Below are 18,856 nucleotides of genomic sequence, written 5' to 3'. Positions count from 1 at the left end.
GAGCACCCTTTTGAAGATGGGAGTGCCAGTGCAGGCCATCCGCACCGAGGACTTTGCGGGGTACTAGCGCGTTTGTACCAAGTAATATGCACAGGCCCTGCCAGACTACTATATAGCAGCTGACAAAAAACGTCCTGCCATGGCCGTGCCATTCGCTGCGGGTTGGACAGTACATACATATGATTTTCACCTGTCTTTATTGCAGAACCAGGCTGTTTATTGGCAAAGCTCTGGAAAGTGTAGCGCAGAATGGTGAAATCTTAAATTCAGGATCGTGTCCTATTTAGCAATGAGATCCAGAGGTCATGTCAAGCTGGACGGCGCAAAGGCGCCTGTGCATGCAGTCCTTGGCGACGTGTTCTTTGATTTGTTGAAGCAGGCAGCAAAAAACAGGCATGAAAGCAATAACCTCTACTCTTTGCTTTCGACCCTCGAAGAAGTCGCAAGGCCGCTTGCTCCAACATATCACGTCACGCTTGGCGAGGGCAAGATAACGTACCAGAGCGAAATTCAACTTGATTCAGGCTCGGCCCTCATCGTCAAGCACGTACTGAAAAGGATCTTTGAAGAGCACGCCCAGGTCAAGGCAGACATTGACGTTTCGACACAAGCGATCAAGGTCACTGTACCATTTGCAGCGTGAGCTTCTGCAAAAACGCTTGCTGGCGCGCAGCAGCAGAAGAATAAGAAGGAAGGCTGTGCATGCATCTGCGCGCGGCTAGAGCCTGCCGCCGATTTTGCGCCTGCAACCAGGCCACCTTATGGACCAGTAGAGAGAGAATGTATGCGCTGCCCAAGATCCCGGGCCATCTGGCCGGGGGCTTGCCACAGATTACTTGAAAACTTTTTACCGACGTGAGCCCCCTTCTATTCTCCGTGGATTTTACCGATCTCGAGAAAAAGAGGAGCGAGCACCTGCTGGGCGGCGGCAAGGACAAGCAGAAAGAGCAGAAGGACAAGAACAAGATGACGGCCTTTGAGAGGCTCGATTCGCTGTTTGACCCCGGGACGTTCGTAGAGATTGACCAGTTTGTGCTCCACGACTGCCACGAGTTTGGCATGGAGCAGAAGAAAATCCTGGGCGATGGCGTGGTCACCGGCTACGGCAAGGTGGACGGCCGCCTGGCGTACTGTTTTGCGCACGACTTTACGGTCCTTGGCGGCTCGCTGGGACTGGCTTTTGCCGGCAAGGTCTGCAAGATAATGGATCTCGCCCTGAAGCAGGGCGTCCCCATCATCGGGATAAACGACTCTGGAGGGGCGCGCATACAGGAGGGAGTGACGAGCCTGGCAGGGTACGCAGAGATCTTTCACAGAAACGTCGCTGCGTCCGGCGTCGTGCCGCAGATCTCGCTGATAATGGGCCCGTGCGCAGGCGGGGCCGTCTACTCGCCGGCCATCACCGACTTTGTGATCATGACAAGGTCTGCGTTCATGTTCGTCACGGGACCGGACGTGGTCAGGGAGGTGACAAAGGAGAACGTGAGTTTTGGCGAGCTCGGCGGCGCCGAGGTCCACAACGCCAGAAGCGGCGTCGCCCACTTTTTGGCCGAGGACGAGCAGGACTGCTTTTCGATACTGAGGAGGCTCCTCTCCTTTCTTCCGGCAAACAACCTCGAAGACCCTCCGCGCCTGTCCTCCCCAAGGGACAGCCCCGGCCGCCAGGATCCAGGGCTTGACTCGGTCCTCCCCCCAAGCCCGAACAGGCCGTACGACATGAACGGCGCCGTGATAAGAAAGGTCGTGGACGAAGGCGATTTTCTTGAAGTCCAGAAGCACTGGGCCAAGAACGTCACAGTCGGGTTTGCGAGGCTGAACGGGAGCCCTGTCGGCATTGTGGCAAACAACCCCGAGGTCCTGGCCGGCGTGCTCGACATCGACTCGTGCGACAAGGCCGCCCGCTTTGTCAGGTTCTGCGACTGCTTCAACATCCCCCTGGTGGCGTTTGTCGACGTGCCCGGCTTCCTCCCCGGGACAGGCCAGGAGTGGGGCGGGATAATCAGGCACGGCGCCAAGCTGCTCTACGCGTTTTCAGAGGCCACGGTGCCAAAGCTCACGGTCATAACTAGAAAGGCGTACGGCGGCGCCTACTGCGTCATGAACAGCAAGCACATAGGCGCCGACTATAACCTGGCGTGGCCGACGGCCGAAATTGCGGTCATGGGGCCGGAGGGCGCCTGCAACATAATTTTTAGAAAAGAGATCTCGGCCGCGGCAAACCCGGCCGAAAAAAGGGAAGAGCTTGTGCAGGACTATAGGGAGCGGTTTGCCAACCCCTACATAGCCGCGGCAAAAGGCTACATAGACGCAGTCATCGAGCCAAAGGAGACCCGGCCGCGCCTGATCTCTGCGCTTGAAGCAATCTACAGGAAGAGGGTCGAAAGGCCGAGGCGAAAGCACGGCAACATCCCGGTCTAGATTGCAGGCAGCCGGCAAATGTGAAAGAGAGAGAGAGAGAGAGAGTGGCAGCACGACGACCTGCTGCAGAGAACAGGGCATCTATGAAAAGCGAAATCCCTTTTACGGCGGCGGTGCGGCATCTTTCTTTTCATTTACGCCGGGTTCCAGTTTCGTCCACCCTCCAAAAGTCTTAAGAAGAATTGCGCCGTGGATGGTCTGCGCTTGGCAGGAAAGAAGATCCTCATTGCAAACAGGGGCGAGATTGCAGTGAGGGTTGCAAGGACGTGCTCTGCGCTCGGCATAGAGCCGTGCGGCATATACTCTGACGCCGACGCGTCCTCGCTCCACCTGAAATATTGCAAGGAGACGATAGGAATAGGCGGCAGCCTGCCTTCAGAGAGCTATCTCCGGATGGACAGGATCGTCGCCGCGGCAAAAAAGCTCGGCTGCGAGCTGGTGCACCCCGGCTACGGGTTCCTTGCCGAAAACTATGAGTTTGCCCGGATGTGCGAGGATGAAGGGCTCGTCTTTGTGGGGCCGTCGCCTGCCACCCTGATGCTTTCCGGCGACAAGGCAAAGGCAAGAGAGGTCGCGTCAGCAGTCGCGCCCATCCTCCCCGGAAGAGAGGTGCGCGCTGAGGATGACGCCGCCCAGCTTGCAGCGTCGATAGGCTACCCCGTCATGCTAAAGGCGGTAAAGGGGGGCGGCGGCAGGGGCCTCCGCGTGGTGAGGTCGCAGGAGGAGATTGGCAGCGCTTTTGCCTCGTCGGCAAACGAGGCATTGATGAGCTTTGGCGCCGGCAGGATATACGTCGAAAAGTACCTGGAGAACCCCCGCCACATCGAGGTGCAGGTGCTAGGCGACGGCTCAAACCTCGTGCACCTTGGTGAGAGGGAATGCTCCATCCAGAGGCGGCACCAGAAATTGATAGAAGAGACGCCTTCGCCTGCGCTGACAGCCGGCCTGCGGGAGCAGATGGCAGGAACTGCAATCAAGATAATGGAGAAAGTGGGATACACCAGCGCAGGCACAGTCGAATTCCTGTTCAAGGGAGGAAGGTTCTACTTTATGGAGGTAAACTCACGCATCCAGGTGGAGCACCCGATAACCGAGCAGGTCACCGGCATAGACATTGTCGGGCAGCAGCTCCGGATTGCCCTTGGGGAGGGGCTGAGCGTAAAGCAGGATGACATACGGCCCCGGGGGCATGCGATAGAATGCAGAATAAACGCAGAGCACCCACTGAATTTTGCCCCCTCTCCGGGCAGGGTGACAAGATTCCTGCCTCCGCCTCCGGCCGCCGGCGGCAGCGTGACAGCAGGGGCAGACGTCAGGGTCGACACTGCCCTGTACGCCGGATACTCTATACCGCCCTTTTACGACTCGCTTGTGGCCAAGCTGATCTGCTCTGCAAAAGACCGGGCCGGGGCGATAGAAAAGATGATCAGCGCGCTGGCATCATTCAGGATCTCGGGAGTGCCGACGACCATACCTTTCCACCTGTCTGCGCTGAGGGATCCCCGGTTCATCAGCGGCGAATACGACACCTCCTTTGTTGACGGGCTAGAGTACTTTTCTCCAAGAGACGGTGAAGAGGCTGCGGCGATACTGTCCCAGCTTCTTCCAAGAAAGAGGATCCGGTTCCAGAAGAAAGAAGAGAGGGCAAGCGATCCCTGGCTTGCAAGCAGGTTCGACGGCATAGTGCAGGCGCACGATGCCATCCAGCGAGGTTACCTCCACGGCGGCAGCAGCAGGTGGCAGTCAAGATGAAGGTACTACAGGTCAACGGAAAGGCGTACGCCGTGGAGGTAACCGGAAACAGGGCAGTGGTGAATGGGAGGCAGGTCGACCTGAAAGTCGAAGAACGAGAAGGAGAAAATGGAGATACCGGCAGCGGCGGCGACATACGCTCCATCACGATAGACGGAAAGCAGTTTTTCCTGGACTTTTACGAGGAGGGAGAGCCTTCGCTGATGATAATAAGCGGCGTGGCCTACCTCGTATCCAAAAGTTCTGAGGACGAATGGATGGTCAGGGAGGTGCGGGCACCCATAAGCGGCCAGATAGCCGACGTCGCAGTTGCCGCTGGAAGCGAGGTGGCCCGGGGGCAGACCCTTGTCGTCCTGGAGGCGATGAAGATGGAAAATCAGATCAAGGCGCCGGCAAGGGGAAAGGTCAGGGAGGTCAGGGTCACAAAGGGGCAGCTTGTCAAGAGCGGGGACGTTCTCGTTACTTTTGAATGAGAGGAGCTAACTTTTTTTACCTGCGTCCATTAGCTGCCGCTCCTCTTGAGGACGGAATTTTCCATCTCTTCTTTCAGGCCCATCCTCCCTTCTCCAAAGAGCCGGGAATCCATTTCTTTTATCTTTGGGCTTGTGCGGAGTTCAAAGCCCATCATTCGCCTTATGTCCCTGTCGATGTCGACGCCGGGGGCCACCTCTTCGAGTGTTATCCCTTTCTTCTCCGTCAGTGAAAAGACTGCCCTCTCTGTGATGTAGAGGATCTCGTGCCCGTACTTGATTGCCTGGCGGCCGCTAAAGACCACCCTGTGCACTTTATCGACGAACTTTTGCACCGTCCCTTCGCGCACTATCTGCAGCCTGCCGTTTCCAACGGCAAACTGGCCCCCTCCTGCCGTAAAAGCGCCTGCAAAATAGGTCCGGGGCGCCCCGCCGGCTATTACAGGAAAGCCGCCGGGCCCAAATATCCTGTCGGGCAGCATGGACGGATTCACGTTCCCTTCCCTGTCGACCTGCAGGAATCCCAGGGAGGCGGCATCGATTATCCCGCCTTCAAAGTTGGAGAACATGTCCGGGATCGTCGAAAGCGCAAACGGGCTTATCGCAAGCCCAAAGTCGGGGCCGGAAAGGGCCAGCCCGCCCCAGATGCCCGATTCAAGCACGGTCTGTATGTACTCGGTCACGTTCTCCTCGGTTGCAACCGCAGACACAAAGGCAGGGATCCCTATGCCCAGGTTGGCCAGGACAGGACCCTTCTTTTCCACAGCCAGCCGGGCCAGCTCGAGGACCACCCTTCTGGCAATCACCTTTTCAGCCATCGCAGGCGGCCTGATGCCAAAGCTGCTGCTATCGGCTGCAGGGTCGTGGCTTATCGGCGGGACCACCTTGTACGAGATGCGCGGGTCGTACTCGATGGTGCCTGTCTGCCAGTGGTATTGCCTAGGGGCGACTGCCATGTAATCCACGAGCGGGCTGGGGACGTCCACGTCCCGGGGGTTTATCGTCCCGGCCCTGGCGAGCCACCTGACCTGGGCGATCACGATCCCGGGGTTTGGCCGGGCCTTGGTGGCCTGGGCGATGCTAAAGACGGTCCCCCTCGTCCCCTCGTCTTCCATCGACAGGTTGCCGCTCTCATCTGCCGTCGTCGCCCTGATCAGCGCATAGTTGGGCTTGGGGGCCCTGTAGAGAAGATGCTCCTCGCCGTCGATGTCGATGACGCCGACTTTGCACGACGTTGCAGCTTGCGCCCTGCCGTTCAGGGCGGCCCCTTCGTTCCTTGGGTCAAGGAACGTGTCAAGGCCGATCTTGGTCAAAAGCCCGGGCCTCCCGGACGCCACTTCACGGAACCAGTAGGCAGTGATGCCTATGGGCCAGCCGTAGGACTCTATCCTGTCCTCAGACGTCAGCTTTTGGAGCCAGGGGGAAAAGCCGAGGAAGGGCACGAGGATCCCGCGCAGGAACTTTTGATCTTTATCCTCGTACACTTTTTGCGCGACGTAATCAAGGCCCCTCCCCGGCATCGCCGGCAGCGTGTCTGAAATTATGAAAATGTTGCACGGATGGCCTGTTTCAGAATATCGCCTGTAAAGCTCCAGTATCAGGTATTCCGGGGTGGTGGCCATGTTAAAGCCCGAGATTGCCATGATGGAATCGTCCCTGACGTGCGCAAGGACGTTAAAAGCGTCGGCGAGCTTGGAGCAGAACATTTTTGCGTGACAGGCATATATCCGTGCAAAACTTGCTAAAGTAAGTTTCGCAAGGCGCCCTGCACGGAGGAGAAAAAGCATCGATGTGTTCTGCTGCGCATTCTTCCAGAGCAGAACACTCTCCTACGTCTGCTTTATTATCGCGTACTTGCTGCCCGGAACCATCGTGGCTCTCATGGGCGCAACAGAAACGCCAGCAGCAGTGCGGCCTGGCCGGAAAAAGAAAAGGAATCCCTTTGAGGGAAAGGGGAGGGCAAGGCTGGCCAGGCTGATAAGCGAGGCCGAAAACTCTTCTGACAGGGCGCGTGAAATAGTGAATTCGGTCCTGCACCGCACCGGCAGGGCCCATGTGATCGGCGTCACGGGCCCGCCGGGGTGCGGGAAAAGCACCCTGATAGAGAGGCTGGCCCTGCAATTGCGCAAGGAAGGCAGCGGGGGCGGGAAGACAGTGGGCATAATCGCCATCGATCCCTCCTCTGCCTCCTCTGGCGGGGCATTCATGGGGAACAGGGTGAGGATGCGAGAAGCCTCCAGAGACCGGGGCATATTCATCAGGAGCATGGCATCCCGCGCAAGCCCGGGAGGGATACCGCGGGCTGCCTGCGACGCCATCAAGATAATGGACGCCGCAGGTGCGGATTGCATAATCATAGAGACTGTCGGCGCAGGCCAGACGCAGACTGACATCTCTAGGACTGTGCACACCACGGTCGTGGTAGTCCAGCCAGAAAGCGGGGACATCATACAGGCCATGAAAGCCGGCCTGATGGAGATAGGCGACATCATTGTAGTCAACAAGTCCGACCTGGCAGGGGCCGACAGGACTGCAACCAGCCTGCGCCACATGCTAGAGACCGGCCACTACGGCAGCTGGGTTCCAAGGGTGGTAAAGGTGACTGCCACCTCGGGCAAGGGGGTGGCCGAGCTGGCCAGGTCCATCGAGGAGCACCGCAGGCATCTTGAGGCGAGCGGAGAGCTGGCGCAGAGAGAAAGGACGATGGCCCTGAACGAAGTCGAGAAGATCATTGAAGAGGAAATGAGAAAAGAGTTGGCCAGGAAGATGGAGAAGATCAAGGTTCAAAAGGACATTGAAAGCATGGTTGCCAGAAAGGTCAGCAGTCACGACGTGGCCAAGAAACTGATGATGAGAGCTGCAGGCAAATGCAGAAAAAAGAGATAGGCGAAACATCAGAGCAGTAAGTAAATTTTCCTCTAAAAAGCGTACTTACTTCTTTGCAATGCAATGCACTGCATACCCCGCGCATTAATGCATGTCTGTATACAGCAGCTCTATGTATCTTCTTCAGCAGCTGGTAGTTGGCGAGCCTACGAGCCCGCCTGTCGTCATAACGCAGCATGATATCCGGCTTTCTGATGCAGTCATGGCGGTCATCACGGCCTGCAAAAAGACAGGGGAGCGGAGGGAATGCATTGTGACGGCAAGAGATCCGGCGAGGGCCGCCTTCCTTCTTTGAAAGGAGTCTGGCATGACTACTCCAGGTATCACTGAAGCCACAGGGATCAAAAAGATACTGGTCCCGCTTGACGGTTCAGACTATTCCCTGTCTGCGGCAGGGTACGCGATAAACCTTGCAGCCATGACAGGCGCCAAGGTTGTTTGCATCCATGCGGTGGCAACGCTGCCATACATGGAACACAAGAGCGGCATAGACATCCTGACTCCCTACCTTGAGGAGGCAGGGAGGCATGCAGAGCTGTGGTACAGCCAGGTGAATGAGATGGCTAGCGAAAAAGGGATACAGGTCGAGTCAGAAACGCTCTTTAACGTTGCATCGGTGGCCGACACAATCGTGCAGTATGCCAGGGAGCATGGCATCGACCTCATAGTGATGGGCACGAAAGGCCGGACCGGGCTGAAGAAGCGCCTCCTCGGCAGCGTCGCCTCTGGCGTGGCGTCGCATGCAGGATGCCCCGTCCTCGTTGTCCGTTGAGCGAGCGTGTAAGTCAGGCGTGCTCTATCAGCACAAACCGGGACATTGCCTGGAGCATAGGGTCCTTTTTGTTGTTTTCGTACAGGTGCCGGGCAAAGTCGGTTGCCGTGACTATTCCAAGCAGTTCGTTGTCCCTCACGGCAGGAAGCCTCCTTATCCTGTATTTGGTCATCACAAGCGCGGCGTCGTATATGTTGACCTCTGGGTCGACGCTTATGAGTGGCTTGGACATTACCTCCCCCGCCGTTACCCTGCTGGCATCCTTGCCCTGCGCAACCACCTTTCTTACAATGTCCCTTTCCGTGATTATGCCCAGCGGCCGGTCCTTGTCGTCTACGATTATTACGGAGCCCTTGTTTGCGCTGTTCATCTGCATGGCAACGTCGTGGACGCTCTTTGACTGGGCGGCAGTCTCAAGCGGCAGGTGGGTCATTATGGACTCGACGCTGATCATCTTTTCCTTGGTGGTCATGTCCTTATTTGACCTCCACTTTTGACTCTTCTTCGGCCTTTGCCACCGTCTTTTTGGGTACGCTTATGTTCAGTATGCCGTTGACGAGTTTGGCTTCGACTCTGGAAGGCACCACCTCTTCAGGGAGGGGCACCCTGCGGTAGAACGACCGGTAGGACCGCTCGTTGTACAGGTAGTTCTTGCCCTTCTCCTCCTTCTTCTCCGACTGCTGCGCAGACACTTCTACAAAATGCCTTCCCGCCTTTACGTCAACCTCTTCTTTTTCGATGCCCGGCACCTCCATGCTCATCTCGTACCTGTCTCCCCTGTCTACGACATCGCACAGCGGGGCCCTGATTTGCGGCCAGGACGCAAAGGCCATCCGTGGAAACCTCATCTCTAGCGCAGGGGGCCATGGGAGCGAAAAGGCCCTCTCCATCTCCTGCTCGATGTTCCGTCTCATGTCCTCAAACCAGGCGTCAAAGCGGACAGGCACTGGCAGCTCTCTTTTCTTTTCTGGCTTTTCAGATGCCATATGGTCGTTGGTTACCCGTCCGTCCATATTTGAGGGCCGGGCATACAGTGCATTGCAGAGCATACACTCGGGTTTTTACGCAGGCCCGACCAACTAACTGCCGTCACAGGCGATGCAGCAAACAGTCAAAATTGCAGCTGGCGACGGCGTGGTGCTCGAGGGGAACCTTTTCCTGCCGCCGCCCCGTCCACCGCCAAGAGGGATAGTCGTGTTTGCCCACGGGAGCGGGAGCAGCAGGTTCAGCCCCCGGAACAGGCAGGTATCCGAGGTGCTCTATCAGGCCGGCCTGGCGACGCTCCTCTTTGACCTTTTGACCGCAGAGGAGGAGGCGGTCGACGCCTACACGATGCACCTGAGGTTTGACATCGGGCTTTTGGCGCGCAGGCTCGCAGGCGTGACTGACTGGCTCGTAGCTGAAAACAATCAGGCAGTAAAAGACCTTGCAATAGGATATTTCGGGGCAAGCACGGGCGCTGCGGCAGCGCTTGTGGCTGCGGCCGAGCGCCCCTCTTACGTAAAGGCGGTTGTGTCACGTGGAGGCCGGCCCGACCTTGCAGAGGGCGCGCTTGGAAAGGTAAAGGCTCCGACGCTCCTGATTGTCGGCAGTCGGGACGAGCCGGTGATAGAAATGAACAGGGACGCCATGGCAAAAATGAAAAAGGCAGAATGCAAGCTTGTCATAGTGCCCGGCGCCAGCCACCTCTTTGAAGAGCCCGGTAAGCTTGACGAGGTAGCCCGGCTTGCAAGGGACTGGTTCCTAAGACATCTTGTAGCCGATGTTCCTTAGGAACTGCTTGCGCTCCTCTGCGTCTCTTTTGTCCTCGATCCCTTTTGGCCGCAAGCCGTCGACGACGCCGAGGATCGCCCTGCCCTGTGCCGTCTCTGCGAGTATGACTTCGACCGGGTTGGCAGTTGCGCAGAACACGTTCACCAGTTCCGGAACCTCCTTCAGGCGCGGGAGGACGTTTATCGGGAACGCGTTTTTCATCAGGATGACGAGCCCGTGGCCGGCGCCGATGCTGTACGCATAGTCGGCCGCAAGCTTTTCCAGTTCGGCGTCGTTGCCGGCGCACCTCACCAGGCAGGGTCCGGACGCCTCGGAAAACGCCAGGCCGAACCGGATTCCGGGGACGCAGTTGACCATGCACTCGTACACGTCTTCTACGGTCTTGATAAAGTGGCTCTGCGCAAGCACCAGCTGCGCCCCCTCTGGGGGCTGTATCTTGACGGTCGCTAGCTCCATGTCCTACTACCTACAGCCTGCATGTAGGGCAGACCGGGATTTATCTTTGCATTGCATTGTATTGCATTGCAATGAATTCCTGCACGATAAATAGACCCTCCTCCACGATCAGGGCAGGCATGGAAAAAAAGCGCGAGTTTCACATCGGAGCCGAGGAGGCAAAGGACATGGAGCTTGACGAGGAGGCAAGGCCGACAAAGAAGGCCGGCAACACGCAGGTCCCGTCCCCAGAAACAGGGCACCATAAAAGGATCAAGGGCACGAGGAAAGCGTAAAGGTCAAGACAGCCCGGGGCGCTGGCGCCACCTGCCCATTATCTCCACCACCTCGTCGTCGCTGACCTGTGCAAACTCCTCGTAAAAGACGCCCACCGCCGCAAAGTCTTCCGGCGCGTGTATGACCACCAGCTCGTCCACGATCTGCCTGATCCTCTCAAGGGTGTCAGCAGGCCCCACGGGCATCGCCACCACCAGCTTTTTCACTTTTTGTGTCTTGAGCCAGTTGATCGCCGCAAAAACGGTCGCGCCCGTGGCCACGCCGTCGTCTGTCAGGATGACTGTCCTGCCTTCAAGGCTATAGTCTTTGCCGCCCCTGAACTTGGCAAGGCGCCGCTCTATCTCTATCTTTTTCTCTGCTATCTGCTGCGTTATGTATGCCTGCGGGACCCGGAGCACCTCGATTATGCCCGTGTTTGGAAAGAAGCTGCCGTCGTGCATGACTGCGCCCACGGCAAGCTCGGGGTTGCCGGGTGCTCCCACCTTTTTTGAAACGATCACGTCGAGATCTGCCCCGAGCCGGGACGCTATCTCGTCGCCTGTCACCACGCCTCCCCGCGGGATTGCAAGCACCAGGGGCTTTTCAGCAAACCTGTACCTCTCCTGCAGCTTTTTTGCCAGGATGGCACCGGCCTGGCGCCTGTCCCTAAAGACGGAGGGAACCGGGCCTTCGTCAGCATTTTCTTTATGGCGTTTCATGATGATGATGCCTCCTCCACCTCCACCATCGCTGCCGTCTTTCCCATGTGGAAAGGATGTTCTTTTTGTTCAATGGATGAGCTCCTCGTCTCTGAAGCCCGCATGCACACGCACGCACACATATATGCCGCCCTCTGCTTTTTTCCCAATGCTGCAACCGGGCATATTTACGCTATATGTTGGCAGAATGCCCTGCATTGCAGTGAATTGCAGCAGAACCGTCTTGTTTAATATGCAACTTTTCCATCCCCTGGTACGAGATGGAGCCGCGCGGCCTGGATGTATCTGGCGACCTTGCCCTTGCAACCGACCTGTACGAGCTCACCATGGCAGCCGCCTACCTTGAGTCGGGGCAGGCAGCGCGCAGGGGAGTTTTCGAAGCGTTCGTGCGCCGGCTCCCGCGCAACAGGTCGTACATGGTCTCGGCAGGGCTTGAGCAGGCCCTGCACTATGTCCTGAACCTCCGGTTCACAGAGGAGCAGGTTTCTTATTTGAAATCGCTTCCTGCCTTCAAGCCAGTCAGCGATGATTTCTTTGGGTATCTGGAGAACTTTGAATTCACAGGTGACGTATGGGCGGCGGACGAGGGGACCGTCATGTTCCCAAACGAGCCCTTTATCCGCGTCGAGGCCCCGATAATCGAGGCCCAGCTGCTAGAGACGTACGTGCTGTCTATGATGAACTTCCAGAGCCTGATAGCCACAAAGGCGTCGCGCATCGTAAACGCCGCAAAGGGGAGGCAGGTCGTAGAGTTTGGCTTCAGGCGGGCCCACGGCCCGCAGGCCGCCCTTTTGGCTGCCCGCGCAAGTTTTATCGGGGGCTGCACGGGGACTTCAAACACGCTTGCCGCAGAAAGGCTCGGCATCCCTGCCTTTGGCACGATGGCCCACTCGTTTGTGATGAACTTTGAGAGCGAGCTAGAGTCCTTTACCGAGTTTTCAAAGGTGTTCCCAAACAGCTTTTTGCTCGTCGACACGTACGACACCTTGAAGGCTGTGGAAAAAATAGTCAGCTCAGGCTTGCCCATCGGCGGCATAAGGCTTGACAGCGGAGATCTCTATGAGCTGAGCACCCGCTCGCGCAAGATACTCGACGACGCCGGATACCGGGGCGCCAGGATAATGGCAAGCGGCGACCTTGACGAGCACATCATCAAAGAGCTGGTCGAAAGGGGAGCGCCTATCGACGTATTCGGGGTCGGGACAGAGCTTGTCACCTCCCGCGACGACCCTGCCATGAACGGCGTCTACAAGCTCGTCGCAGTCAAGCTAAAGGGAGCAGGAGGAGGAGAAGGAGAAAAAGTGCTGTACAAGCTCAAGACAAGCCCGGGCAAAAAGACCTACCCCGGGCCAAGGCAGGTACACCGCACAATCGAAAAAGGTGGCCTTGCCATCCGGTCAGACCTGGTGGCATTTGAAGACGAGCCTGCCCCGGAAGGGTCTTTCCCCCTGCTGAAAAAGTACGTCGAAAACGGCAGGCTTGTGCGCGACATCCCTTCTTTGCAGGCAGTGCAGAACCTGCACAGGCAGCAGGTCAGAACCCTGCCTGCTGAATTTACAGACATTGACCTGACAGTAGCGTCGTTTCCAGTCCTGTTCAGCGACAGGCTGGAAAGGGTCGCCAGGGAGTTCCAGCACAGGTCATGAGGAGAAGGAGGAGGCAGCAGGCCGCCGGCGCAAACCTGTATATTGATTGCCGTCCAATGGATGTGCGGGGAGGAAGACGAAAAAATGGCCAGGCAGTCCCGTAAAGAACAGGCTCGCTATGCTATCCTCGTAGTCGACATGCTCAACGACTTTGTGTACGGGAAGCTAAAGTGCGCCAGAGCCGCAAGGGTGATACCCAACATCCGCCGGCTCGTCGCGGCGGCTCACGAAAAGGGAGTGCCGGTGTTCTTTTGCAACGACGAGCACCTGCCGATAGACACCTACGAGATGAAGCTGTGGGGCCCACATGCGATGAAGGGCACGAAAGGCGCGCAGACGATAGAGGAACTCAGGCCCGACGATAGGGTCGATTACGTCATCCCAAAGAGGGCCTACAGTGCGTTTGACGGCACCGGCCTTGACAGGGCGCTAAAAGGGGTCTATGGAGGCAAGGGAGCCAACGCGGTGGTGATAACCGGCCTGCACACAAACATCTGCGACAGGCATACGGCATACGACGCGTTCGTGCGGAACTTGGACATCGTGGTGGCAGAGGACGGGGTCGACGCGTTCACAGAACATGATCACGTCTCCGGCCTGGAGTACATGAAAAACGTCTATGGCGCCAAGGTGAAGACGACCTCCAACATAATCAGGAGCCTCTAGGTCTCGCTTTCAGCAGAGTGCGTCTTGAGCAGGCTTATCTCTTCGTCGAGCTTTATCCACAGCGCATCTAGCCGCGCTATTATCTCTATCACCTTTGCCGCGCGCTCTTGTCTCCTTTCGCACAATTCCTCCTTCAGCATCGCAAGCAGCTCGGCCAGCTCCTTTGACGACAGGTCGAGCATCTTTTCGTATTTCTGCCTGACGTCTGGGGTCAGCATGGACATCACGCCAGAGATCCCAAACCAGGTCAGGACCATGCCTGCGGACGTCAGGGGCGAGGAGAGCGCCACTATCGTATTGTCCTTGTTTATCATCCCGACGGTCCGGAACAGGTTCCCAAGCGACTGGACCTTGATGCCGCCGTTGCCCTTGACGTCCTGTATGCAGTCATCTATGAGCAGCGAAAGCTGCTTTTTGGAAAGCACGGTGCTCCTCATCGCCCTTCTCTGCTCACCTCTTTGCCACCATGACATGGCACGGCGCGTACGTGACCACGCCCGACGCCACGCTGCCAAGGAGGAGTTTTGCAAAGCCAGAGCGCCCCCTCGTGCCTATCACTATCAGGTCGGCCTTCTCGCTTTCTGCATAGTTCACTATCGCCGCTACGACCGAAAGCGGCGTGTCGATGACTTGAAAGGTTACAGGAACTTTATTCTGTTCCGCATTGCGCTCAATTTCGCCAAACCACCTGGCCGCCTCGCCCCTGGCTTTTTCGATCCTTTTCTTTATCGGGTCTGGATATGACAGGCGGTAGGCTCCAATCGACTGCAGGTATTGATCGATGTTTATCACGTGCAACACGATGATCTGCGCGCCGTATTTTCCGGCCACGTCCACAGCCAGGCTGGCGGCCCGCATGGACGTTTCCGAGCCGTCCACCGGGACGAGTATCTTTGTGATGGGCTTGCCGCTTTTGTTATTGTTATTGTCATTGTTGCTGCTGTTGCTGCTGCCGACCAATGCCTCCCGCTGCAGCGACTAGCCCTTTAAGAAATATGTATGCAGTGCAATGCAAAACAAACAGATGTCTTAAAACAAAGTGCCGCCGCCTTCCTTTCGTTTGCACATCATGTTCAAGAGGATCCTTGCAGCCATCGACGGCTCTGAGCAGTCCATGAATGCCGCAGACGTTGCCATCTCGCTTGCAAGCAAGTACGGATCCGAGCTGACGGTCCTGCATGTCGTCGTGCCGTTCACTTTCAACGACGAGAGAAACCATCCCGGCACAGGATTGGAAGAAGAGTACCGCAGGCGCATTCAGGAACAAACGGGCAAATGGTTTGAAGGCATCAAAAGAAAAGCAGGCGAGAACAACGTCAAGGTAAAGACAGAGTGGACCGAAACATCAGGTCCTGTGCAATACGAAATAACCAGATATGCTGACGAGCAAAAGATGGAGCTGATAGTGATCGGATCTAAAGGCAGGCCGGGCATTGAAAGGCTATACCTCGGAAGCGTCGCCTCCGCAGTCCTGATGTACGCGTCATGCCCCGTGCTGGTCGTCAGATAGTCATCATGAGCAGGTCCAGATAGCCTGCTTTTGATCCGCTCGGCCGGCCGGCCCGCATCAGCAGCGATCAGGAAAAACAAAATAACAAGATCGCCTCATAGTTGATCCGTGGAAAATTCTGTTGAAGCAATAATGTCTACCAAGGTGGAAACAATCGACCTGCTTGAAACCGCATACGAGGCTGCCAAAAAGATGCAGGACAAGAGAATAAGCTCTGTAATCGTCGTGGACAAGAAAAACCAGGTGGAGGTGGAGCCCCTTGGAATAATCACCGAGCGCGACCTGGTGCACAGGGTGTGCGCGCAGGGCATAAGCAGCAAGGAAAAAAGGGCAAACGAAATCATGTCCTTCCCGATAGCGACCATAGATCCGCGCGCAACCGTTGAAACGGCTGCCGACCTCATGCTTGCCAACAAGGTAAGGCACCTGATAGTGATGAACGCAGACAGGAAAATGGTCGGCATACTCGCCCCGTCAGACCTGAACAAATACCTCCGCTCAAACATGGACATGGACGAAGTCAAGGCCCGGATCCTACAGGGTCTGATAGACGAGCAGGAGATGGGTGCGCCCCTGTAGAAGATGCCTTTTTCTTTCAGTGCGAGAGGAACCAGTCTGCCACCTGCGGCCACAGCTTCTTGTGCGCCCCGGCGCCGATGCACAGCGCCACGTGCCCGCCCGGACTTTGCAGCACCGACTTGTCCTTGCTCGAGACATAATAGTTTACAGAGGTCGAGGCTTCGGGGGAAACGAGGTCGTCTTTTTCTGCGACTATGGTCAGCAGCGGCGCAGACACCTTTCCAAGGTCGACCCTGCGCTTCCTGCTGCCGTCGTCGTCGCTTGCCGTCGTGACCTCCAGCTGGTTCAGCGCAAGAAGGTTGCTCTTGTAACAGTCGTTTATGATCTGCCGGTAAAGCCTGCCGGGGATCGGCGGAGTATCGTACAGCCACCTTTCAACGTCGACAAAGGTGTCGACAAACTCGGCATCGTACGACCTTTGCAAAAACCGCATGTACTTGTCAAACCCGTACCTGAGAGGGTTTCGCATGAGAAACGCCAGGTCGAGCACCTGCCCGTCCATGTGTCCAAACTCGTCCATCAGCGCGTCAACGTCTCCCGCCCTTGCCCAGCTGGCGAGTATGGTCCTGTCCTTGCCAGAATCCACTGGCGTCGCCATCAGCGCCAGGTTTCGGACGCTGTCGTTGAACAGCGCAGCGTAGATGAGGGCCACAATGCCTCCCCAGCAGTAGCCAAGGATCGACACCCTGTCAGACCCCGATTCACTTTTTATGACGTTGACTGCCTCTATGACATACCCAAGATAATCGTCCAGCGACAGGGCGTCGTCGTTCCAGTCGGGGTACCCCCAGTCGAGCATGTATACGTCCAGGCCGCCTGACGCAAGCAGGTTCCTCACCACGCTCCTTTTCGGGTTGAGGTCCAGGATGTGGAAGGTGTTGATTGGAGCGTAGATGATGAGGAGGGGGCGGCGCTTTTTGGCGATGCGAGAGTCTCCTTCGGCTTTGCCGCCGCTGCTGCTGCCGTCGGCGCGCTCTGGCGCGCGGTAATGGAGCAGCCTTGTCTTTCCATTCCTGTGCACCACGTCAAAGGGGGCCAGATGGTATTCCTTTGGCACCAGGGAGAGGACCATGTGGCTTCGCACGTAAAAGTCAAACATCCTGTCCAGGTGACTTACAGGATAGCCAGCCTTCCTCATGAGAGAGCGCAGTTCCAGAAGGTCTTTTGCGTATTGCCAGAGCGTCGATGCGAACCGCTCTGACTTTAGCTCTGTTTCAAGCTCGTCGTCTGAATTTTTCAGCCACCTGTTGTACGTCGATTCGATCACGTTGCCGGGCGCAACAGCCGTCCCTTTGCCTCCGCCCCCCATCGTGAGCTCGATTGCCTGCTCCCTCTCCTCGTCAACGGCGCGCCTGAACGCCTTTTCATAAATCCCCTGGTAGGCGTTTGCAAGCCGGATCCCGTCCAGATAGGCGTCCAGAAGGGACGTTGCAATCTGGCCGAGCGCGGCAAACTGGCCCGGCCTGTCAAAAGACGGCGGCATTGGGGCTCGCATGTGTGTGTATGTGAGTATCTGGCAGTTGTCTAATAAAGGTCGGGGTTGCATTGCAATGCAATGCATTGTGTCGTTTCTGTTCTTCTTGTTCTGTACAGCATTCGCATTGGTCGAGCGAGTCACAGCAGAGGGATACAGGATATGGCGCCCAGCGACAACTTTGCAGCAGCAGTAGCACCTCCTGCAGGCAAGTCGGAAAGGGGTTCATCTACATGAAATTACGCTTTTTATGATGATGTGCTGCCAAATCTGCGGAGGGTAGCGCAACCTGGAGAAGATGTCCCATCAGCTGCTAGTCTGGCAGAACCTTTACAGAAAAGGAAATAACGTGGCCTGCCCATAATCATGCATGAGCAGTGTCTGTGAATGCAGACATGATAGAGAGGCTCACGAGTGGAATTCCGACCCTGAATACCCAGAACCGTGCATGAAGTGCGATTGCCCTTCATTCAGAGATTCAGAAGAGCAATCAAAATGGTAAATAGAGAGAGAGGCACCACTTAAGATGCGCCAAACTGCCGCTTGAAGCACCGTGAAGCCTTGGCGAGACTTTTTCATGTACGCCGGGCAGTTCTACGGCAGGCTAGCCAAGTAGAACGATATGCTGGAGCGACAAACAACTGCCGGCCGCGCCAACGGGTACGTCGCATTATCTGAAGTTTTTGTCCTGACAGCAGAGCGAGCCGGGGCAACGTACAGCGGTAGACCATTCTGCATTGTTTTCCGGACGCCCCTTATCCTATTTGCTGAAAATGCCTTCAAAGAAGCATCAAGGCGGCGGATTTCACGTTCTCTTTCTTTTCATAAAGAGCTGGCGATCAGTCACGAATTTAACAGCGTCCAAACCTCCATACTGCAACAACGTCTGCGGCTCGTTTGCCGCTTGGATGGCGGGTGGGAGGAGGGGAGTGGATAAGGACACTGGTGATTCTTCGGCGGATCACTAGTGATATTACGAGGGAAAATGTGGTAAATCAGCCGCAGAGTTACCAGCGTAGAATATGATTATCAAGGCCACGGCAAGATTCTTGGTGCCCTCTCAACAAGAATGTCAATTCGGCTTCCTCCAGTTTCGCCATTCGTACGGGTTTCCTCAATCTCTTTATTCAAAGCGGAACAGAGGGAGGCTCTGCATGATTCTGTGAGTATAAAAATCGCATATCCTAATGCTTATTCAGCAGGACTGTGACAGTGGAGCGCTCAACGAGGATGTATTCACTTGTCTTAGAGGCTTTTTATACTGGAAATACCTTTCAGCAATATCTATTGGAACGGGCCGAAGATGCAAGACATTCAGACAAACTGTCTATCTCCACAGATACATCTCTAAAGCCTGAAGAGTTGCTGGAGGTAATGTCCACTGAAGATGAGCGCATAAAGATAATCGGAGAGGAGCTCGCTAACGATATAGGAACTGAACTTTGGCAAATTTCATTTCACCACCGTGTAAACAGCCCAT

At 56.4% G+C, this 18,856-nt stretch carries 21 protein-coding genes; 13 read left to right on the top strand and 8 right to left on the bottom strand.

From position 1 onward, the window contains the following. Positions 1–289 precede the first annotated feature (289 nt). The 4 genes from WKI84_RS10910 to WKI84_RS10895 all read left to right on the top strand — a co-directional run bounded on the left by WKI84_RS10910 (position 290) and on the right by WKI84_RS10895 (position 4,643). A complete protein-coding gene (locus WKI84_RS10910) occupies positions 290–643 on the top strand; it encodes a hypothetical protein (protein WP_337863585.1) in 354 nt (117 codons plus the stop codon). Positions 644–876: 233 nt separating this feature from the next. Continuing rightward, a complete protein-coding gene (locus WKI84_RS10905) occupies positions 877–2,418 on the top strand; it encodes a carboxyl transferase domain-containing protein (RefSeq protein ID WP_337863584.1) in 1,542 nt (513 codons plus the stop codon). Between the two features lie 204 nt (positions 2,419–2,622). Then, positions 2,623–4,170 carry a biotin carboxylase N-terminal domain-containing protein gene (locus WKI84_RS10900; RefSeq protein ID WP_337863583.1) on the top strand — a complete coding sequence of 516 codons (1,548 nt, stop codon included), beginning with the start codon at positions 2,623–2,625 and terminating at the stop codon, positions 4,168–4,170. Next, the gene (locus tag WKI84_RS10895) at positions 4,155–4,643 is read left to right on the top strand and encodes an acetyl-CoA carboxylase biotin carboxyl carrier protein subunit (protein WP_337863582.1); all 489 of its coding nucleotides are present in this window, start codon (positions 4,155–4,157) and stop codon (positions 4,641–4,643) included. Before WKI84_RS10900 ends, WKI84_RS10895 begins: the two co-directional genes overlap by 16 nt. Before the next feature lie 29 nt (positions 4,644–4,672). Here WKI84_RS10895 and WKI84_RS10890 read toward each other — a convergent pair whose 3' ends face one another. After that, positions 4,673–6,346 carry a CoA-transferase gene (locus WKI84_RS10890; protein WP_337863581.1) on the bottom strand — a complete coding sequence of 558 codons (1,674 nt, stop codon included), beginning with the start codon at positions 6,344–6,346 and terminating at the stop codon, positions 4,673–4,675. 175 nt (positions 6,347–6,521) lie between these two features. Between WKI84_RS10890 and meaB the strand changes: the two genes are divergently transcribed. Together meaB and WKI84_RS10880 are read left to right on the top strand one after the other, a co-directional pair. Further along, the gene (gene meaB, locus WKI84_RS10885; protein WP_337863580.1) at positions 6,522–7,526 is read left to right on the top strand and encodes a methylmalonyl Co-A mutase-associated GTPase MeaB; all 1,005 of its coding nucleotides are present in this window, start codon (positions 6,522–6,524) and stop codon (positions 7,524–7,526) included. A gap of 307 nt (positions 7,527–7,833) precedes the next feature. Beyond that, positions 7,834–8,298, top strand: coding sequence for a universal stress protein (locus WKI84_RS10880; protein ID WP_337863579.1), 465 nt, complete (start codon positions 7,834–7,836; stop codon positions 8,296–8,298). A 13-nt stretch (positions 8,299–8,311) separates the two neighbouring features. Here WKI84_RS10880 and WKI84_RS10875 read toward each other — a convergent pair whose 3' ends face one another. Then, entirely contained in the window at positions 8,312–8,770 is a 459-nt protein-coding gene (locus tag WKI84_RS10875; RefSeq protein WP_337863578.1) for a CBS domain-containing protein, read from the bottom strand. 4 nt (positions 8,771–8,774) lie between these two features. Then, positions 8,775–9,284, bottom strand: coding sequence for an Hsp20/alpha crystallin family protein (locus WKI84_RS10870; RefSeq protein ID WP_337863577.1), 510 nt, complete (start codon positions 9,282–9,284; stop codon positions 8,775–8,777). Positions 9,285–9,396: 112 nt separating this feature from the next. On the opposite strand from WKI84_RS10870, the gene WKI84_RS10865 reads away from it, so the two are divergent. Beyond that, complete coding sequence (locus WKI84_RS10865) at positions 9,397–10,071, top strand: alpha/beta hydrolase (RefSeq protein ID WP_337863576.1); 675 nt, start codon at positions 9,397–9,399, stop codon at positions 10,069–10,071. On the opposite strand, the gene WKI84_RS10860 is transcribed toward WKI84_RS10865, so the two are convergent. Continuing rightward, positions 10,042–10,527 (bottom strand): adenosine-specific kinase, encoded by a 486-nt coding sequence (locus WKI84_RS10860; protein ID WP_337863575.1) that lies wholly within the window; start codon positions 10,525–10,527, stop codon positions 10,042–10,044. The two genes, WKI84_RS10865 and WKI84_RS10860, sit on opposite strands and share 30 nt — an antisense overlap. 119 nt (positions 10,528–10,646) lie before the next feature. Between WKI84_RS10860 and WKI84_RS10855 the strand changes: the two genes are divergently transcribed. Then, the gene (locus WKI84_RS10855) at positions 10,647–10,802 is read left to right on the top strand and encodes a hypothetical protein (protein ID WP_337863574.1); all 156 of its coding nucleotides are present in this window, start codon (positions 10,647–10,649) and stop codon (positions 10,800–10,802) included. Between the two features lie 3 nt (positions 10,803–10,805). Here WKI84_RS10855 and WKI84_RS10850 read toward each other — a convergent pair whose 3' ends face one another. Next, the gene (locus WKI84_RS10850; protein WP_337863573.1) at positions 10,806–11,501 is read right to left on the bottom strand and encodes a phosphoribosyltransferase family protein; all 696 of its coding nucleotides are present in this window, start codon (positions 11,499–11,501) and stop codon (positions 10,806–10,808) included. A gap of 260 nt (positions 11,502–11,761) precedes the next feature. Here WKI84_RS10850 and WKI84_RS10845 point away from each other — a divergent pair, with 260 nt between their 5' ends. Then, the gene (locus tag WKI84_RS10845) at positions 11,762–13,147 is read left to right on the top strand and encodes a nicotinate phosphoribosyltransferase (protein ID WP_337863572.1); all 1,386 of its coding nucleotides are present in this window, start codon (positions 11,762–11,764) and stop codon (positions 13,145–13,147) included. Positions 13,148–13,231: 84 nt separating this feature from the next. Continuing rightward, positions 13,232–13,813, top strand: coding sequence for an isochorismatase family cysteine hydrolase (locus WKI84_RS10840; protein ID WP_337863571.1), 582 nt, complete (start codon positions 13,232–13,234; stop codon positions 13,811–13,813). On the opposite strand, the gene WKI84_RS10835 is transcribed toward WKI84_RS10840, so the two are convergent. After that, on the bottom strand, positions 13,810–14,250 hold the full coding sequence (locus tag WKI84_RS10835; RefSeq protein WP_337863570.1) for a hypothetical protein: 441 nt from the start codon (positions 14,248–14,250) through the stop codon (positions 13,810–13,812). The genes WKI84_RS10840 and WKI84_RS10835 overlap by 4 nt on opposite strands. A gap of 13 nt (positions 14,251–14,263) precedes the next feature. Beyond that, on the bottom strand, positions 14,264–14,773 hold the full coding sequence (locus tag WKI84_RS10830; protein WP_337863569.1) for a universal stress protein: 510 nt from the start codon (positions 14,771–14,773) through the stop codon (positions 14,264–14,266). Positions 14,774–14,882: 109 nt separating this feature from the next. On the opposite strand from WKI84_RS10830, the gene WKI84_RS10825 reads away from it, so the two are divergent. Both WKI84_RS10825 and WKI84_RS10820 read left to right on the top strand, forming a co-directional pair. Continuing rightward, the gene (locus WKI84_RS10825; RefSeq protein WP_337863568.1) at positions 14,883–15,323 is read left to right on the top strand and encodes a universal stress protein; all 441 of its coding nucleotides are present in this window, start codon (positions 14,883–14,885) and stop codon (positions 15,321–15,323) included. Positions 15,324–15,455: 132 nt separating this feature from the next. Continuing rightward, on the top strand, positions 15,456–15,902 hold the full coding sequence (locus WKI84_RS10820) for a CBS domain-containing protein (RefSeq protein ID WP_337863567.1): 447 nt from the start codon (positions 15,456–15,458) through the stop codon (positions 15,900–15,902). 16 nt (positions 15,903–15,918) lie between these two features. Here WKI84_RS10820 and WKI84_RS10815 read toward each other — a convergent pair whose 3' ends face one another. Continuing rightward, a complete protein-coding gene (locus WKI84_RS10815; RefSeq protein WP_337863566.1) occupies positions 15,919–17,397 on the bottom strand; it encodes an alpha/beta fold hydrolase in 1,479 nt (492 codons plus the stop codon). A 1,185-nt stretch (positions 17,398–18,582) separates the two neighbouring features. Between WKI84_RS10815 and WKI84_RS10810 the strand changes: the two genes are divergently transcribed. Next, a partial coding sequence (locus WKI84_RS10810) for a hypothetical protein (protein WP_337863565.1) occupies positions 18,583–18,856 on the top strand: 274 nt, incomplete at its 3' end.

Source organism: Nitrososphaera sp. (assembly GCF_037447015.1).
GTDB lineage: Archaea > Thermoproteota > Nitrososphaeria > Nitrososphaerales > Nitrososphaeraceae > Nitrososphaera.
The sequence above is the reverse complement of the archived record's forward strand: the minus strand, read 5'-3'. Positions and strand labels throughout refer to the sequence as shown.